Raw genomic sequence first — 17,591 nt, 5'->3', positions numbered from 1 at the left:
CTAGGCAGGGGCCGCGCCCGGCCCCCTCCCCTTGCGGCCCCTACGCGACCCCTACGCCCGGGAACGCGCTTTCGAGGCTGTCGAACTGCAGGCTCATGGGCAGGTCCTGACGGCGGGAGATGCCGAGCTTGCGGTAGGCGCGGGTGAGGTGCTGCTCGACGGTGCTCACGGTGACGTAGAGCTTGGCCGAGATCTCCCGGTTGGTGTAGCCGTACGCGGCGAGCGCGGCGACCCGCCGCTCGGACTCGCTGAGCTGCTCGGTCTCCGGGGTCTCCTCGGTGCGCTGTTCGGGCGCGGTGCGCTGCTCGGTGCCGGTCTGGCCGGGCATGATCTGCGCGCACAGCGGCGTGGCCCCGCAGTCGGCGGCCAGGTGCCAGGCCCGGCGGGTGACCATGCCGGCCCGGGTGCCCTCGCCGAGCAGGAGCAGGGCGCGGCCGAGGTCGGCGAGGGCCTTGGCCAGTTCCAGCCGGTCGCCGGAGCGGCTGAGTTCGTCGACGGCCCGGGTGAGCAGCTTGGGGCGCTGGCGCAGTTCGGAGGTGGCCGCGCGCAGCCGCAGGGAGACCCCGAGGACGCGGGGGCTGCGGACGCCGGAGGTGGCGAGCTGCTCCACGACGAAGCGCTCGGCCTGGCGGTGTTCGCCGAGCCGCAGCAGGGCCTCGGCGGCGTCGGTGCGCCAGGGGAGCTGGCGCGGCCGGTCCAGGCCCCAGCGCTGGGCGAGCCGGCCGGCGTCGAGGAACTCGCCGAGCGCCGCGCGGTGGCGGTGGGTGGCCAGGTAGTAGTGGCCGCGCGCCCTGAGGTAGTTGAGGGCGTAGACGCTGGAGAAGAGCTCCTCGGGGACGGGCGTCTGGAGGCGGCGGGCCACGGCGTCGTAGCGGCCCATCGCGGTGAGGGCGGTGACGAGGGTGGCGAGGGGGCCGAAGAGGAAGAGTCCGCCCCGGTCGGCGACGGCGTCCACGGCGGCGGAGGCCTCGCGTTCGGCGCCGGCGAGGTCGCCCAGGCGCAGCAGGGCCTCGGAGTGGACGAGCCCGAACACCGACTGCCAGCCGGGGGAGGCGGCGGGCTGGGTCTCGGCCTGGAGGCGCCGGCACCAGACGACGGCCCGGTCGGGGCGGTCGGCGTGCACCAGGGTGCGGACGGCCTGGACGATGGGGTCGAAGGTGGCGTGGGCCAGGGGGGTGCCCTTGAGGAGGCGTTCGGCGGCCTGTTCGTCGCCGGCGCTGTCGGGGTGGGTCCACAGGGCGGCGGAGGAGCGCAGTTCGGCGGTGCCGGTGCGGGCGGGGGCGCCCGGGTGCTCGGCGGGCGCGCCGGGTGCGGCGGCCGGGGCTGCGGGGCTTGCGGGGGCCGCGGCGGGGGGCAGTGCGAACAGTTCGCGCAGCGGGTCCTCACGGGTGGTACGGGCGGCCGCGCGCGGGTCCGCCATGCGTTCGAGGGCCTCGGCGGCGTCCTCGATGCGGCCCTGGGCGACGAGCAGCCGGGCGAGCCGGCCGGCCTGGGCGGGGCCGAGGTCGCCGCGGCGCAGTGCGGCGAGCGGGCCGTCGAGGTGGCGTTCGGCGGCGGCGGGGTGCTTGCGCCAGGTGACCGCGGCCAGCTGGAGGCCGATCTCCCAGCCGGTCTGCTCGTCGGCGCACAGGGTGCGGGCGAGTTCGAGGCAGGCGGCGGCGTGGTCGCACTGCTCGTCGTCGACGAGGGCCTGGAGGGCGGCCTCGCGCAGGACCTGGACGGGCCAGTCGCCGCGCGGTGCCTCCTCGGGGCCGGCCCCGGCCTCGGAGGCGGCGAGCAGGTGCGGGGCGACGGTGCCGGCGCGGGCGCCCGATTCGTGGAGCACGCGGGCGGCGCGGGTGCGCAGCCGGGCGAGTTCGTGCCGGGGGACTCCGTCGAGGACGGCGGCGGCCACGGCGGGATGGCGCAGGCGGCCGTCCTCGGTAAGCCCGGAGGCCTCCAGGGCGGTGGCGGCGCGGGCGGCGGTGGTGGGGCCGGTGCCGGCGAGCCGGGCCGTCAGTTCGGGGGTGGCGTCGTCGCCGAGGACGGCGAGGGCCACGGCGAGGGTGCGGGAGTCCGCGCCGTCGCGGTGCAGGCAGGTCAGTGCGGCCTGGGTGAAGGGGCCGCCGGGGGCCGGTTCCGGCCACCGGTCGGCGGGGCCCCGGACGGGGCGGGGCCGTTCGCTGAGCAGGGCCCGCAGCAGCAGCGGGTTGCCGCCGGTGGCGCCGTGCAGCCAGGCGGTGTCGGCTCCGGTCGCGGGCCGGCCGGTGTGGTCCTCCAGCAGGGCCGCCGTGCCCGGCTCGTCGAGGCGTCCGAGGAGGATCCGGGTGAAGCCGGGGTGGCGCAGGAACTCGGTGCGTGCGAGCGGGCTCTCGGCGTGCTCGTGGGGGGCGTCGGCCAGCACCAGCAGGAGCCGCTCGCCGCGTACGGCGCGGGCGACGTCCAGCAGCCGGTCCAGGGAGGCGGGGTCGGTGTGGTGGAGGTCGTCCACGCACACGACGACCGGGGTGCGGTCCGCGGCGGTGCGCAGCGCCCGGATGAACTCGCGTCCGCCGAGCGGCTCCGGGCCGGCGGCGCCGTCCGGGAGGGTGTCGGCGGGCAGTCCGGCGGTCAGCTGGCGCAGGACCCCGTGGGGGAGGTCGCGCTCCTGGGCGGAGCCGGCGGCGCGGAGCACCAGGGCTCCGCGCCGCTCGGCCCTTTCGGCCACGTGCAGGAGCATCTCGGTCTTGCCGCAGCCCACCGCCCCTTCCAGGAGCACGACGCCCGCCGCCCCGGACGCGCACGCCGTCAGCGCTGCTTCGAGCTGTGCGCTCACGTCTTCCCTGCACCTGAGCCTCATGGTCCGCCCCCTCCGGATCGCCTTGCCTCGAACCGCAGCAAACGATGCCTTGTGAAACGCTGGAGCCGGCCGGCTTGGCGGGGGTCACTAGTTGCCCGGCAGGAAATGCGGCAGGGATGATCACGCCCTTTTCCCCGGCCGGGGGCGCGCGCCCGGGTTCTGTGTGTTAGGCGCTGGTCAGGGCGGGTGTTCCGGTGTCCTCGGCGGCCGCGAGGACGTCCCGTTCGGCCGGGGTGAAGGGCGGTCCGTCCAGTTCCGTGAAGCCGGCGGCGGCAGCCTTGCGCAGGGCGGCGACCAGGTGGGGGGACTCCAGGCTGGCGACGGGCGCGGCGAGCGCGGTGACCTGCATGGCGGCCGCGTTGACGAGCGGGTCGTACAGGGCGGCGGTGCCGAGCAGGTCGGCGAACTGCTGGGCGTCCTGGGGGCGGGGTGCGATCCGCGGGTCCTTGGCGTGGTTGCGGGTGCCGGGGTAGCAGATGTCCTGGGTGGTGGCGAGCAGCCACGGGTCGTCGACGACCTTGGCGACCGCGTGCCGGGCGGCGTCGGCGGTGCCGGCGGCCAGGCCGCCGCGGGTCAGGGCGGTGTCCAGGGCGCGGGCGCTGAGGGCGGCGCAGCTCATGCCGTGCCCGTAGACGGGGTTGAAGGCCGCGAGGGCGTCGCCGAGGACCAGCAGGCCGTCCGGCCAGGTGGCGAGGCGCTCGTAGTAGCGGCGGCGGTTGACGGTGGAGCGGGATCCCTGGACGGGGCCGAGCGGTTCGGCGTGCTCCAGCAGGTCGGCGATGACCGGGTGGCGCAGGCTGCGCGCGAAGGGGATGAACTCGTCGTCGCCGGTGGGGGGTTCGGCGCCGCGGGTGCCGGCCAGGGTGACCAGCCAGCGGCCGCCCTCGATGGGGACGAGAGCGCCGTTGCGGCCGGGCTCGCCGGTGCCGGGGGCGGCGGCGACGTTCACCATGGGGAAGGTCTCCGCGCCGGCGGGGGCCCGGTAGACGCGGGTGGCGTAGGCGATGCCGGTGTCGACGACGTCCTCCTCGACCTCCGGCAGGCCGAGCTCGGGCAGCCACTTGAGCATCTGGGAGGGGCGGCCGCCGGTGTCGACGACGAAGTCGGCGGCGAGCTCGCTCTCGTGGCCGTCGGCGTCGCGCAGGCGGACGCCGGTGACGCGGGCGGCGGAGCCGGTGAGGCCGGTGACGCCGGTCTGCGCGCGGACCTCGATCCGGGGGTTCTTCAGCGCCTGCTCGCGGACCACCCAGTCGAGCAGGGCCCGGCTGGCGGTGATCATGAACTGGCTGCCGGGGAAGCGGGTCTGCCAGCCGTACGGGGTGAACCAGACGATGTCGCGCGGCAGGTAGAGGCGGTGGGCGCCCTCGTCGGCCAGGGCCTTGAGGGTGCCCGGCAGCAGGGACTCGATGGCGCGGGCGCCGCCGGACCACAGGAGGTGGGCGTGGCGTGCCTGGGGGACCCCCTTGCGCAGTTCCGGCCCCTCGGGGTACACGTCCCGTTCCACCACGGTGACGCGGTCCACGTGCCGCGCGAGCACCGTGGACGCCAGCATTCCGGCCAGGCCGCCACCGATTACCACGGCGCGTGTTTCTGCGGTCATGAGTGCGTGACCCTTCCATCCGTCAGACGCCTTGCGCACCGTCGAATTCGAATTCCCGGGACCCGGTGCAGGCAATTCCCGATCCCCGCGACGCTAGCACTCGCCCACAATGCCCTGAACCCCTACGAACCCCTATCAAACAAGGCGCCTATGGCGGGATCGGCGCGGCCGCCGCGACGATGGTCCGGCCTGCCGAAAGGAGAAGAATCCATGCTGGACGAGGCGGCGCTGAAAGACCTGATCCTGGAACACACGCGCCGGGTCAACGCGGGGGACGTCGAGGGGCTGCTGAAGCTGTACTCGCCGGACGTCCGCTTCGAGGACCCGGTGGGCGCCGGGGTGCAGCAGGGCCACGCGGCGCTGCGCGCGCACGCGACCGGGGCGGTGAACAGCAACACGACGGAGGTGCCCGGACCGCCGGTGGCGGCCCAGGACGGGCGCCACGCCGCCGTTCCGGTGGTCGCCACGATGGACTACCTGCCGCTCGGGCCGATCCTGACGCGGCACGGCGTCCTGCCGGCCCCGGCCGAACCCTCGCGGCAGCGGATGGAGTTCCGCTTCCTGATGGTGATCCGGGCCGGGGACGACGGGCTGATCGAGGACATGAAGGCCTACTGGGGAGCGAGCGACGTCCGTCTCGCCGACGCGGCTTAGGGGAGGAAGAGATGCTGGACGAGGCGGCTCGCAAGGAGCTGGCGCTGGAGCACTGCCGTCGCATGAGCAGCGGCAACGTCGACCACATGCTGGAGCTGTACACGAAGGACGTGCGGTTCGAGGACCCGGTCGGTTCGGTTCCGATGATCGGGCACGACGAATTGCGCGTGCATTTCCAGCGGGCCGCGGAAGCGAAAACGGTGGACGTCGCCGGAGTTCCGGTGGCCGCGCAGGACGGCCTGCACGTGGCCATTCCGGTCTCGGTGTACATGAATTATCTTCCGCTGGGCCCCACGCTGACGAAGCACGGATATCTGGACAAGCCCGCGGACCCGTTCCGCAAGCGCATAAAATTCGCGCTCACCAGCATCTTCCGGACCGGCTCGCACGGTCTGATCGAAGCGGTGTGGGTGTACTGGGGGAAGTCGGACCTGTCGCTCCTCGACCCCGGCCAGGAGTGACGGGGAACGGTCCGCACACACACGGAGGCCGTCCGCACCGGGGAGTCCGGTGCGGGCGGCCTCCGTGTGTGCCGGGTCGCGGCCCCGGGTCAGGCCGCCAGGTCGCGCCGACCGAACAGGGCGGTGCCCGCCCACAGGAGCAGCACCGCCACGGCGGTCAGCAGCACCAGCGGCAGCGCCTCGGCGTCCACCGCGGGCAGGGCCGGCAGGTGGCTGAACGGCGACAGGTCCCGCACCGCCTGGGGCAGCTTCAGCAGGGCGCCGAGCTGGCCGACGACCAGGCAGAGGGCGAGCGCCCCCCACGCGGCTGCGGAGGAGGCCGCCGGCGCGAGGCCGAACACCAGGACGACGACGCCGGCGAGGACCAGGACCGCGGGGGCCTGGACCAGCGCCGCACCGGTCAGGTCGGCCACGCCCGCGCCGACGTCGCCCGCGGCGGCCCCGTAGGTGAGACCGGCGGCCAGTCCGGCGACGAGCAGCAGGATCAGTGAGCCCGCGACGGCGACGGCCACGTGGCCGGCCACCCAGCGGCCCCGCCCGACGGCGGTGGCCAGCAGGGCCTCCAGCCGTCCGGAGGTCTCCTCGGCCCGCAGCCGCAGCAGCGCCTGCACGACGAAGCCCGCCGTGATCGCGCCGACCATGACCATCATCGAGGCGAAGAAGGTGTCCACGGGGGCGCCGCCCCCGCCGCCGATCTTGCCGAGGGTCTCGGTGAGGTCGGCGTTGTCCTTCAGCGCGTCCCCGGCCGACTTGCCCATGCCGCCGATCACCGCGCCGAGCACGGCGATCCCCACGGCCCAGCCGATCAGCGAGCCGCGGTGCAGGCGCCTGGCCAGCCCGTACGGGCCGAGCAGGCCGGGTGCGGCGGAGGCGGGCCCCGGACGGTCCTCGAACACGCCGGCGCCGAGGTCGCGGCGGGCGGACAGCCGCAGCGCGACGGTCGCCGCGGCGGCCGCGAACAGCAGCGGGACCACGAGGACCCACCAGGCGTCCTCGCCGAACGGGCTGGTCCGCTGGGCCCAGCCGATGGGCGACAGCCAGGACAGCCAGCTGCTCTCCACGACGGTGCCGGAGGACTGGACCTCTCCGCCGGCGTCGGCGATGCCGCGGATCAGGAAGGCGACGGCGATGACCGCGCCCGCCAGCGAGTTGGCGCCCCGTGAGGTGCCGGACAGCTGGGCTGTGACGGCGGCCACGCCCGCGAAGGCGAGTCCGGTCGCGGCGACGGCCGCGGCGGCCACGAGCGAGCTGCCGATGGACAGCCCGGCCAGCGGCAGCACGATGCCGAGGAAGATGAACAGGCCCACGTTGGCCTGGAGGGCCAGCAGCAGGGCCGCGGCGAGGCCCGCCTGCCGGCCGACGGGGGCCGCCCCGACGAGTTCGGCGCGGCCGCTCTCCTCGTTCTGGCGGGTGTGCCGCACGACGGCGAAGGTGCTCATCAGGCCGGCCAGGACGCACAGGAACGTCAGGACCTGCACCATGGCGAGGGCGCCCTCGCTGGTGCCGACGGGCGCGCCGCGGGTGAGCAGCAGGGCCGGGTTGTCGGTGAGGAGCTTGACCGCGTCGGTCCGGGCGGCCTCGTCGGCGTAGGTCTTGCCGACGCTGGAGGCCGCGCTGTAGGCGAGCGCCGCGGTGCCGTAGAGCCATACGGACAGCTGGATGCGGTCCCTGCGCAGCGCCAGCTTGAGCAGTGGCTGGGTGTTGGCGTACTCGCTCATCGCGCGCCCGCTCCCGCCTTGGCGCGCCGCCCGGTCTTCTGCTCGCCGATCTCCTCCACGTGGTCGCCGTAGTGGCGCAGGAAGAGCTCTTCCAGGGTGGGCGGGGTGCTGGTGAGGGCGCGCACGCCGAAGGAGGCGACGTGCGTCAGGACGGTGTCGAGGTTGCCGTTGTCCACGTCGAGGCGGACGTGGTTGCCCTCGGCCCGCACGTTGTGGACGCCCGCGAGCGCCTCGACGCCGGTGACGGCGCGCTCCGACTCGACGGAGAGGGAGGTGCGGGTGAGGTGGCGCAGCTCGCTGAGGGTGCCCGTCTCGACGGTGCGGCCCTTGCGGATGATGCTGACGCGGTCGCACAGGGCCTCGACCTCGCCGAGGATGTGGCTGGAGAGCAGGACGGTGCGGCCCTGCCGCTTGACCTCCTTGACGCTGTCCTGGAAGACGGCCTCCATCAGCGGGTCGAGACCGCTGGTGGGCTCGTCGAGGATGAGGAGTTCGGCGTCGGAGGCGAAGGCGGCCACGAGGGCGACCTTCTGCCGGTTGCCCTTGGAGTAGGTGCGGCACTTCTTGGTCGGGTCGAGCTGGAAGCGTTCGATCAGCTCGGTCCGGCGGGCCTGGTCGATGCCGCCGCGCAGGGCGCCGAGGGTGTCGATGGCCTCCCCGCCGGAGAGGTTGCGCCACAGGCTCACGTCGCCGGGGACGTAGGCGAGCTTGCGGTGGATCTCCACCGCGTCGGCCCAGGGGTCCTTCCCGAGCAGGGTGGCCTGTCCGCCGTCCAGCCTCAGCAGGCCGAGCAGGGCCCGGATGGTGGTGGACTTGCCGGCCCCGTTGGGGCCGAGGAAGCCGTGCACCTCGCCTTCGCGGACGGTCAGGTCGAGTCCGTCGAGTGCCCGGAACTTCCCGAAGTTCTTGGTCAGTCCTGTCGCGGCGATTGCGTTCTCGCTCGGTGCCACCGCACACCACCTTTCGATGTCGTTTTCCATTGGAGTCGCCGTCCGTACGACCCCCCAAGACGACGGCACCGCGGCCAGGTTCGGCCCGGATCAGCATTCCGCCGATCGCCTTTCCGGAGCAATGAGGGGGCGTATTCATGGCCTGATTCAGGGGTGCGTACGGGTTCCGGATAGGGGTTGCCCCGGGCACCGCGGCGGGCGGGAACGCGGAAGGGCCCGGGAGCCGAACGGCTCCCGGGCCCCTTGCCAACGGGTCGTCAGAAGGTGTAGCGCATCACGCGGTTGTACTTCCGCAGCACCGGTATCACGTTCATGACCTTGCACATCATCCGCGAGGTCCACGGCATGTGCGACACGTACGGCGAGTCGGTGAAGGTCCACTCCATCCGGTGCTCGATCCGCGGGTCCCACTCCTCCAGCGTCTTCGGGTCCTCCAGGCCCCAGATGAACCGCTGGCCGGTCGCCTTGACCGTCCAGTGCTTGTTCATCGCCTTCACCGAGAACGGCGTGTAGGCGTCGAACAGCAGCTCGCCCCGGGGGAACCGGCCGGTGATCCGGGTGACGAGGTCGCGGACCTGCTCCTCGGTGAAGTACACGAGGACGCCCTCGGCGACGACGAGCACCGGCCGGTCGGCGGGGACGTCCTCCAGCCAGTGCGGGTCGAGGGCCGAGGCTCCGATGACGTGGTGGTGGTCCCGCTCCGGGAACAGGTCGCGGTAGAGCTGCGCGACCTCCGGCAGGTCCAGGTCGTACCACTCGACGTCGTCGGAGGGGTCGATGCGGAAGACGCGGCCGTCGAGGCCGGCGCCGAGGTGGAGCACGACGGAGCGCGGGTTGCGGTCCAGGAAGTCCTGCACCCAGCGGTCCACCTCCTTGCCGCGGATGGCGAGGGAGATGGCGTCGTCGTCGCGCATCTTGAGCTGTGTCTTCAGCTCGTCGTAGTCCTCGATGGACTCGACCGCCTGGACCGCGAGGCGGTCGTTCAGGATCGGGCGCCCCGACTTGGCGTCATGGGCCCGTGAGTAGAGGGCGACGAGGAGGTTTCTCGTCGCCGCGCTGAACTGCACCTTGGTCTGCATGGGGACACCCATCTCGGTTCGTTCGGTCGGTCGGGTACGCCGCGCCTGCGGGCGGGCGTCAGCGCCCCGCCGGCACCGCGGTGAAGGCCGCGAGGTCCTCGATGACCGCCCGGGTCACACCGGCCTGCTGCGGGGTCAGGTAGAAGTGCCCGCCGGGGAAGGTGCGCAGGCTGAACTCCCCGCCGGTCAGCTCCCGCCACTCCATCGCCTCGGGGACGCTCACGCGCGGGTCCGACTCGCCCGTGAGGACGCTGACCGGGCACTTCAGGGCCGGGCCGGGGCCGTCGGGGAGGTAGCGGTAGGTCTCGATGGCCTTGTAGTCGCTGCGGATCGCCGGGAGGACCATGCGCAGCAGCTCCTCGTCGGCCAGCAGGCCCGCGTCGGTGCCGCTGAGGGCCCGGATCTCGGCGATCAGCGCGTCGTCGCCGCGGGTGTGGACGTTCTCCTCGCGCCGGACGGTCGGGGAGCGCCGGCCGGACGCGATCAGGCCGGCCAGCGGGACGCCCTCGCGCTCGAACCTGCGCGCGAGCTCGAAGGAGAGGACCGCGCCCATGCTGTGCCCGAACAGCACCAGCGGCTTGTCGGTCCAGGGCAGCAGCGCCCGGTGGATCTCCTCCACCAGCGCGGCCACGTTGTCCAGGGGCGGTTCGGCCCGGCGGTCCTGGCGGCCGGGGTACTGGACGGCCAGTACCTCGGCGTGCCCGGCCAGTTCCTTGGAGAAGTTGAAGAAGAAGGACGCGCTGCCGCCGGCGTGCGGCAGCAGCACCAGCCGGTGGTGCGCCTCCGGCGCGGGGTGGAAACGCCGGATCCACAGGTCGCCGTGCTCGTCGGGGGTGCTCATCTCCGTACCTCTCCTTGGTGATCGCCTGTCGGGTGCGCCGGGGCTCGGCGGCGCGGTGGGGTGGCTCAGACGCCGATGTCGCTCATGCCCCAGAAGACGCGCATGTCCTCGATCAGGCCGTCGGCGTTGATGGTGAAGACGTCGACCGCGTTGATGTTGGTGCGGGTGCGGTTCGGGTCGAGGATGTTGGTCATCGTCGCGGCGACCGGGACGGCGACCTGCTTGCCGTCCTGGCCGACGGAGGCGTGGCCGGGGGCGACGGTGACCTCGGCGGCGATGTTGCTGTGGAAGTACTCGCGCTGGGCGGCGCGGCCGACGCGGGGCTCACGGCCGACCGGGTCCTCGATCCGGGCGTCCTCGGTGAAGTGGGTGAGGATGGCGTCGATGTCGCCCTCGTTCACCTTGCGGAAGTACTCCGCGACGATCTCCTTGCGCTTCTGCTCGTCCAGCATGGGGTGTCCTCCACGGTCGTGACGGGTGTGCGTCGTGATGGTGTGGCGTCGTGCATCGGTGTACGTACGCGGGCGTGACCGTAGGCGGGTGGCTTAAAGCCGCGCTTAAGACACCGGGCGGGCGGGTCCCGGAACGCGTCCACCCCCGGCGTCAGGACCGGGGGTGGACGGGTATCGGGGGTGTGCGGGTGGCCGGGCGGCTCAGCCGAAGATCCAGAACCGTTCGCGCTGGAAGGGGTAGGTCGGCAGGTCCACGCCGCGGGCGCCGCTGCCCTCGAAGACCGCGGCCCAGTCGACCGGCTCGCCGGCGCTGTGGAAGGCCGCGGCGAGGGCCAGCGGCCCACCGGCCGCCGGGTCCGGGGCGGGGGCGGGGGCGGCGGTCAGGGCCTCGGCGAGGCCCTCGGTCCAGTCCTCGCCGAGCGGTTCGCCGGAGTCGGCGTCCAGGAGGGCGATTTCCGGCCGTGCGGCGGCCGTCACCCGGGGCGCTCCCCCGTCGGCGAGGACGGCCAGCGCCTCGGCGGCCTGCTCCAGGGTGAGCGCGCCCGCCGCGTGCGCGGCGGCGAGCCGGCCGGGGCCGGACACCAGCAGCGCCTGCGGGGCCAGGCCCCAGCTCTCGTACAGCCGGAACAGGGCCACTTCCTCGGCGAAGGCCTCGGCCGCCGCCGGGAAGGGCGCCGCCAGCCGGACGTCGAGATGGGCGCGTACGGCGTCCCAGGCGTCGGCGAAGACGGGCCGGGTCGCGTACAGGGTGTCCGCGAGGCCGCGTACGGCCCCGGTGAACGTGATCCGCGCGGTGCCGTCCGTGACGGCCCCGGGGTGTTCCTCGCCCCGCTCGACGGCGGCCAGGCCCGCGAGGAGCTCCTCGCGCCCGGCGGCGAGGAGCACCGCGCGGTGTTCGAAGGCGGCCCGGCCGGTGGCCAGGGTGAAGCCGACGTCGGCGGGGTCGAGGGCGGGGTCCTCGGCGAGCGCGGCGCCGATGCGCGCCGCCTGCGCCCGCAGCGCCTGCGGGGTGCGGGCGGAGAGCGGGACCGCGATCGTGTCCGGGGCGGTGCGGGCCGGGGCGGCGGGGGCCGGCTCCGGGGCGGGCGGCGCCTCGAGGATCAGGTGGGCCTGGGTGCCGCTGGCGCCGAGCGAGGAGACGCCGGCGCGGCGCGGGCGGCCGGTCTCCGGCCACGGGGTGGGCTCGGTGACCAGGCGGACGGCACCCGCCGACCAGTCCACGCGGCTCGTGGGCTCCTTGACGTTCAGCATCCGCGGGAGCAGCCCGTGGCCGAGGGACAGCACCGTCTTGATGACGCCGGTGACGCCGGAGGCGGACTGCGGGTGGCCGATGTTGGACTTGACGGTCGACAGCAGCAGCGGCCGCTCGGCCGGGCGGTCCTGGCCGTACGTCGCCAGCAGGGCCTCCGCCTCGATGGCGTCGCCGAGCGGGGTGCCGGTGCCGTGGCCCTCGACCGCGTCGACGTCCGGGGCGCTCAGGCCGGCGTCGGCCAGGGCCTGCCGGATGAGGCGCTGCTGGGAGATGCCGCTGGGGGCGGTCAGGCCGTTGCCGGCGCCGTGGTGGTTGACGGCGGAGCCGCGTACGACGGCCAGGACCGGGTGGCCCAGGCGCCGCGCCCGGGAGAGGCGTTCGACGAGGACCATGCCGGCGCCCTCGCCCCAGCCCGTGCCGTCGGCGTCCTCGGAGAACGGCTTGCAGCGGCCGTCGGCGGCGGCGCCGCCCATGTGGTGCCAGGCGACGGGGGCGGACAGGACGGTGACGCCGCCCGCGAGGGACATCGCGCACTCGCCGCGCCGGACCGACTGCACGGCCAGGTGCAGGGCGACGCCGGACGAGGAGCAGCCGGTGTCGACGGTGAGGGTCGGGCCGTGGATGTCGAGGGCGTAGGCGACCCGGCCGGAGGCGATGGCCGGTGCGATGCCGCTGCCGAAGTGCGGTTCGCTCTCCTCGGGGATCCGCTCCGTGGGCAGGAAGCCCTGGTAGCCGACGCCGATGTAGAGGCCGATCTGCTCGTCGGTGAGGCCGCGGGGGTCGACCCCGGCACGCTCGAACGCCTCCCAGGCGGTTTCGAGGAGGATCCGCTGCTGGGGGTCCATGACGAGGGCCTCGGCCTCGGAGATGCCGAAGAAGGCGGCGTCGAACTCGCCGATGCCGCGCAGCAGTCCGGCCTGGCCGAGGGTCTTGACGGCCTGGAAGCCCTCCTCGCCGCCGGCGCCGTCCGCACCGTCCGCGGGGAGGTCGGCGATCCGCCAGCCGCGGTCGCGCGGCAGGTCCCCGACGAGGTCCTCGCCTTCGGAGACGGCCTGCCACAGCTGTTCGGGGGTCTCGATGCCGCCGGGGAGGCGGCAGCTCATGCCGACGATGACGACCGGGTCGTCGTCCTCGGCGGCGTCGCGGCCGGCGGCGGGTGCGGCCGTCTCCTGCTCCGCGGTGCCCAGGAGTTCGGCGCCGAGGAACCGGGCGAGGGCGGCCGGGTTCGGGTGGTCGTAGACCAGGGTCGCGGGCAGGGTCAGCCCGGTCGCGGCGGTGAGCCGGTTGCGCAGTTCGACGACGGTGAGCGAGTCGAAGCCGAGTTCCTTGAAGGCCCGGCCGGCCTCGACGGCCTCGCCCGAGGCGTGGCCGAGCACGGCGGCCGCCTGGGCCCGTACGAGGTCGGTCAGCAGGGTGGTGCGCTCGGCGGGGCCGGCCGCGCGCAGGTCGCGGACCAGGGCGGAGGAGGACTCGTCCACGGGCTGGGGCGCGGCGGGCGCGGCCTGCGGCACGAGGTCGGTGAGCAGGGCGCTGGGGCGCTCGGAGGTGAAGCCGGGCGCGAAGCGGGTCCAGTCGACGTCGGCGACGGCGACGAACGCCTCGTCGTGTTCGACGGCCTGGACCATGGCGTCCAGGGCGGCCTGCGGGTCCATTTCGAGGACGCCGCGGCGGCGCATGTACTCCTGTGCCCCGTCCAGTTCCATCATGCCGCCGCCGCCCCAGGCGCCCCAGGCGACGGAGGTGGCGGTGAGGCCGCGGGCCCGGCGCCGTTCGGCGAGCGCGTCGAGGTAGGCGTTGGCGGAGGCGTAGGCGGTGTGCCGGGCGGCGCCCCACACGCCGGAGTTGGAGGAGAAGAGGACGAAGGCGTCGAGGACGGTGCCGTCGAGGAGGGCGTCGAGGTGGTCGGCCCCGGCCACCTTGGCGGCCGACAGCTGTTCGAACTCGGCGGCCGTGGTCTCGGTGCCGAGGGTGTACTGGGGTACGCCGACGGCGTGGACGACGGCGGTCAGGGGCCGGTCGGCGGGGATCGCGTCGAGGACCGCCGCCAGCTGGTCGCGGTCGCAGACGTCGCAGGCGGCGAGCGTCACGTCGGCGCCCAGGGCCCGGATCTCGGCGGCGAGTTCGGCCGCTCCGGGGGCGTCTGCGCCGCGCCGGCTGGTCAGGACGAGGTGGGCGGCGCCGGTGGCGGCGAGACGGCGGGCCACTTGTGCGCCGACGCCTCCGGTGCCGCCGGTGACCAGGACGGTCCCGGACGGCTCCCAGCGGCGGACCGGCTCGCGGTCGCCGAGCGGGGCGCGGACCAGGCGGCGGCCGAGGACGCCGCTGGTGCGGACGGCGACCTGGTCCTCGTCGCCGTAGCCGCCGGCCAGGACCTTGGCGAGCCGGTCGAGCGCGCGCTGGTCCAGGGTGGCGGGCAGGTCGACGAGGCCGCCCCAGGCGGCGGGCTGTTCGAGGGCGATGACCCGGCCGAGGCCCCAGACGCGGGCCTGTGCCGGTACGGCGGGGGCGTCGGCTCGGCCGGCGGCGACGGCTCCCCGGGTGGCGGCCCAGTGCCGGGCGGTGATCCCGGCGTCGGCCAGGGCCTGGACGAGGACGTGGGTGCCGGTGGCGCCGGCCGCCTCGTCGAGGCCGAGGAGGGAGAGGACGCCGCCGAGGCCGGGCAGGGCGGCGGTGGCCTCGCCGAGCCGCTCCGTGAGGGCGGCGCGGTCGGCGGTGGCGGGGTCGGTCTCCAGGACGACGGTCTCGACGCCGTGGGCCGCGAGGCCGGCGGCGACCGTGCCGGCCACGCCCTGGGCGGCGGGCGAGGTGACGATCAGCCAGGTGCCGGCCGGGGCGGTGGGTGCGGGGGCCGCGGTCAGCGGGGTCCAGGCGGCCTTGTAGCGCCAGGAGTCGAGGGTGGAGCGGGCCTGCTGTCCGCGCCGCCAGGTGGCGAGGGCGGGCAGCAGCTCGCCGAGGGCGCGGCGCTCTTCGAGGGCGAGGGTGCCGGCCAGGGCTTCCAGGTCCTCGGCCTCGACGGCCGCCCAGAACCGGGCCTCGGTCTCGTCGGCGGTGGCGGGGCCGGCGGCGGGCGCCTCGGGGCGGACGGGGGCGGGCTTGAGCCAGTAGCTCTGGCGCTGGAAGGCGTACGTGGGCAGGGCGACGGTGGTGGCGTCCCGGCCGGTGAGGACGGCGGTCCAGTCGACGTCGACGCCGCGGGTCCAGGCGGTCGCGAGGGAGGTGGTGAAGCGGGCCAGGCCGCCCTCGCCGCGGCGCAGGGTGCCCGTCGCCAGGATGTCGGCGCCTGCGTCCTCGGCGGTCTCCACCAGCCCGTACGTGAGGACCGGGTGCGCGCTCGACTCCACGAAGGCCCGGAAACCGTCCGCGAGGAGGGTACGGACGACCGGCTCGAACGACACCGGCTGCCGGCAGTTCTCGTACCAGTAGGCGGCCGTCAGCTCGGGACCTTCCAGCACCTCCCCGCTGACGGTGGAGTACAGCGGCACCGAACCGGTCCGGGGCTCCACGAAGCCCAGCAGGTCCAGGATCCGCTCCTTGAGCGGCTCCACCTGGGCGCAGTGGGAGGCCACCGTGGACGGCACGATCTTCGCCCGGACCCCGTCGGCCTCCAGGGCGGCGACCAGCTCCTCCAGCGGAGCGACCTCGCCGGCCACCGTCACCGAGCCCGGACCGTTGATCCCGGCGATGGACAGGGCGTCGCCGTACGGGGCGATGCGCGTTTCGGCCTCGGCGCGGGACAGGGCGACGGAGGCGACGGCGCCGTTGCCGACGAGCTCGTCGGCGAAGAGCTGCGAGCGGAGCACGGCCACCTTCGCGCCGTCCTCCAGCGACAGCGCGCCCGAGACGACGGCGGCGGCGATCTCGCCCTGGGAGTGGCCGACGACCGCGTCGGGCTCGACGCCCGCCGCGCGCCACAGCTCGGCGAGGGAGACCATGACGGTGAACAGGACGGGCTGGAGCACCTCGATCCGGGTCAGAGCTTCCCCGCCACCGCGCAGCACCTCCTCCACCGACCAGTCGACGTGCGCCCCGACGGCTGCCGCGACCTCGGCGAACCGGGCCGCGAACACCGGTGAGGAGTCCAGCAGTTCGACGCCCATCCCGGCCCACTGGGAGCCCTGACCGGGGAAGACGAAGACCGTCTTGCCGCCCGCGTCCGCGACGCCCGCCGCGGCGGGCGCGTCGAGGGCGGCGAGCAGTTCCTCGCGGGTGGAGCCGAACGCCACGGCCCGGTGGTCGAACGCCGACCGGGTCGCGGCCAGGGAGAGCGCCACGTCCTCGGGCCGCAGCGTCGCATCGGAGCGGACGAACTGCCGCAGGCGGGCGGTCTGCGCGGTCAGCGCCGCCGCCCCCTTGCCGGACAGCGGCCACGGGAGCGGTCCGCCGGTGCCGACCGCCGGGGCGGCGGCCGGGTCCTCCTGCCCCTCGGGGGCGGCGGCGGGTTCGGGGGCGGCTTCGAGGATGGCGTGCGCGTTGGTGCCGCTGAGTCCGAAGGAGGACACGGCGGCCCGGCGCGGGTGGCCGGTCTCGGGCCAGTTCCGGGACTCCAGCAGGAGTTCGACGTCACCGGCGGCCCAGTCGATGTGCGGGGAGGGCGCGTCCACGTGCAGGGTCTTGGGGAGCACGCCGTGGCGCAGCGACATGACGGTCTTGATGATGCCGCCGACGCCGGCCGCGGCCTGGGTGTGCCCGATGTTGGACTTGATGGAGCCGAGCCACAGCGGCTGCCCGTCGGGGCGGCCGCGCCCGTAGGTGGCGAGCAGGGCGTTGGCCTCGATGGGGTCTCCGAGGGTGGTGCCCGTGCCGTGGGCCTCGACCGCGTCGACCTGGTCGGGGGTGAGGCGGGCGTTGGCGAGCGCGGCCCGGATGACGCGCTGCTGGGCCTTGCCGCTGGGGGCGGTGAGGCCGTTGCTGGCGCCGTCCTGGTTGATGGCGGAGCCGCGGATGACGGCGAGGACCTCGTGGCCGTTGCGGCGGGCGTCGGAGAGCTTCTCCAGCAGGACCAGGCCGACGCCCTCGGAGAAGGAGGTCCCGTCGGCGCCGGCCGCGAAGGCCTTGCAGCGGCCGCTGAAGGCCATGACGCCCTGGGCGCTGAAGCCCACGAACAGGCCGGGGGACGCCATCACGGTGACCCCGCCGGCCAGGGCGAGCGAGCACTCGCCCTGGCGCAGCGCCTGGGCCGCGAGGTGCACGGCGACCAGGGAGGAGGAGCACGCGGTGTCGATGGTGACCGCGGGGCCCTCGAAGCCGTACGTGTAGGAGAGCCGGCCGGAGATCACACTGGCCACGGAGCCGGTGACGAGGTGTCCCTCGGCGCCCTCGGCCTCGTCTCCGAGGCTCTGGGCGTACGAGGGCTGGGAGGCGCCGATGTAGACGCCGGTCTGGGTGCCCTTGAGCCGGACCGGGTCGATGCCGGCCCGCTCCAGCGCCTCCCAGGAGGCCTCCAGCAGGAGCCGCTGCTGCGGGTCCATGGCGAGGGCCTCGCGCGGCGAGATCCCGAAGAACGCGGCGTCGAACTCGTCGACGTCGGGGACGAACGCGGCTTCGCGCACCGTTCCCGTGTCGCCGAGGTCCCAGCCGCGGTTGTCGGGGAAGCCGGAGACGGCGTCCCCCTCCTTGGCGACGAACTCCCAGAGGTCTTCGGGGGATTCGATGCCGCCGGGGAAGCGGCAGCTCATGGCGACGACGGCGATGGGTTCGTGCGCGGCGTCCACCAGGTGCTGGTTCTGCCGGCGCAGCCGTTCCGTCTCCGTCAGCGACGCCCGCAGC

The 17,591-nt window shown here is 74.7% G+C and carries 10 protein-coding genes; 2 read left to right on the top strand and 8 right to left on the bottom strand.

Going from position 1 to position 17,591, the window contains the following annotated elements:
- Positions 1-40: 40 nt before the first annotated feature.
- On the bottom strand, positions 41-2,818 hold the full coding sequence (locus tag AC07A6_RS04710; protein ID WP_362465223.1) for a helix-turn-helix transcriptional regulator: 2,778 nt from the start codon (positions 2,816-2,818) through the stop codon (positions 41-43).
- Positions 2,819-2,984: 166 nt separating this feature from the next.
- Positions 2,985-4,418 carry an NAD(P)/FAD-dependent oxidoreductase gene (locus AC07A6_RS04705; protein WP_362465221.1) on the bottom strand — a complete coding sequence of 478 codons (1,434 nt, stop codon included), beginning with the start codon at positions 4,416-4,418 and terminating at the stop codon, positions 2,985-2,987.
- 210 nt (positions 4,419-4,628) lie between these two features.
- Between AC07A6_RS04705 and AC07A6_RS04700 the strand changes: the two genes are divergently transcribed.
- Together AC07A6_RS04700 and AC07A6_RS04695 are read left to right on the top strand one after the other, a co-directional pair.
- Entirely contained in the window at positions 4,629-5,072 is a 444-nt protein-coding gene (locus AC07A6_RS04700; RefSeq protein ID WP_362465218.1) for a nuclear transport factor 2 family protein, read from the top strand.
- Positions 5,073-5,083: 11 nt separating this feature from the next.
- On the top strand, positions 5,084-5,533 hold the full coding sequence (locus AC07A6_RS04695) for a nuclear transport factor 2 family protein (protein WP_007269150.1): 450 nt from the start codon (positions 5,084-5,086) through the stop codon (positions 5,531-5,533).
- Positions 5,534-5,622: 89 nt separating this feature from the next.
- On the opposite strand, the gene AC07A6_RS04690 is transcribed toward AC07A6_RS04695, so the two are convergent.
- From AC07A6_RS04690 to AC07A6_RS04665, 6 genes are all read right to left on the bottom strand, one after another.
- Positions 5,623-7,251, bottom strand: a complete 1,629-nt coding sequence (locus AC07A6_RS04690; protein ID WP_362461429.1) for an ABC transporter permease — start codon at positions 7,249-7,251, stop codon at positions 5,623-5,625.
- On the bottom strand, positions 7,248-8,231 hold the full coding sequence (locus tag AC07A6_RS04685; RefSeq protein ID WP_478776066.1) for an ABC transporter ATP-binding protein: 984 nt from the start codon (positions 8,229-8,231) through the stop codon (positions 7,248-7,250). The genes AC07A6_RS04690 and AC07A6_RS04685 overlap by 4 nt, the downstream gene beginning before the upstream one ends.
- Positions 8,232-8,458: 227 nt before the next feature.
- Positions 8,459-9,280 (bottom strand): class I SAM-dependent methyltransferase, encoded by an 822-nt coding sequence (locus tag AC07A6_RS04680; RefSeq protein ID WP_362461423.1) that lies wholly within the window; start codon positions 9,278-9,280, stop codon positions 8,459-8,461.
- A 58-nt stretch (positions 9,281-9,338) separates the two neighbouring features.
- Positions 9,339-10,121, bottom strand: coding sequence for a thioesterase II family protein (locus AC07A6_RS04675; RefSeq protein WP_478776065.1), 783 nt, complete (start codon positions 10,119-10,121; stop codon positions 9,339-9,341).
- Positions 10,122-10,186: 65 nt separating this feature from the next.
- A complete protein-coding gene (locus tag AC07A6_RS04670; RefSeq protein ID WP_042804885.1) occupies positions 10,187-10,573 on the bottom strand; it encodes a nuclear transport factor 2 family protein in 387 nt (128 codons plus the stop codon).
- Positions 10,574-10,774: 201 nt separating this feature from the next.
- Positions 10,775-17,578: a type I polyketide synthase gene (locus AC07A6_RS04665; RefSeq protein WP_478776112.1), complete on the bottom strand. Its 6,804-nt coding sequence runs from the start codon at positions 17,576-17,578 to the stop codon at positions 10,775-10,777.
- Positions 17,579-17,591 lie beyond the last annotated feature (13 nt).

The organism is Streptomyces sp. NPDC044002, assembly GCF_056434525.1.
This window is presented reverse-complemented; position numbering and strand designations above follow the sequence as displayed.

Coding starts and splice junctions, on each gene's coding strand:
- AC07A6_RS04690 (WP_362461429.1), bottom strand. CDS start 7,251: ATGAGCGAGTACGCCAACACCCAGCCACTGCTCAAGCTGGCGCTGCGC.
- AC07A6_RS04675 (WP_478776065.1), bottom strand. CDS start 10,121: ATGAGCACCCCCGACGAGCACGGCGACCTGTGGATCCGGCGTTTCCAC.
- AC07A6_RS04685 (WP_478776066.1), bottom strand. CDS start 8,231: ATGGAAAACGACATCGAAAGGTGGTGTGCGGTGGCACCGAGCGAGAAC.
- AC07A6_RS04670 (WP_042804885.1), bottom strand. CDS start 10,573: ATGCTGGACGAGCAGAAGCGCAAGGAGATCGTCGCGGAGTACTTCCGC.
- AC07A6_RS04680 (WP_362461423.1), bottom strand. CDS start 9,280: ATGCAGACCAAGGTGCAGTTCAGCGCGGCGACGAGAAACCTCCTCGTC.
- AC07A6_RS04705 (WP_362465221.1), bottom strand. CDS start 4,418: ATGACCGCAGAAACACGCGCCGTGGTAATCGGTGGCGGCCTGGCCGGA.
- AC07A6_RS04710 (WP_362465223.1), bottom strand. CDS start 2,818: ATGAGGCTCAGGTGCAGGGAAGACGTGAGCGCACAGCTCGAAGCAGCG.
- AC07A6_RS04695 (WP_007269150.1), top strand. CDS start 5,084: ATGCTGGACGAGGCGGCTCGCAAGGAGCTGGCGCTGGAGCACTGCCGT.
- AC07A6_RS04700 (WP_362465218.1), top strand. CDS start 4,629: ATGCTGGACGAGGCGGCGCTGAAAGACCTGATCCTGGAACACACGCGC.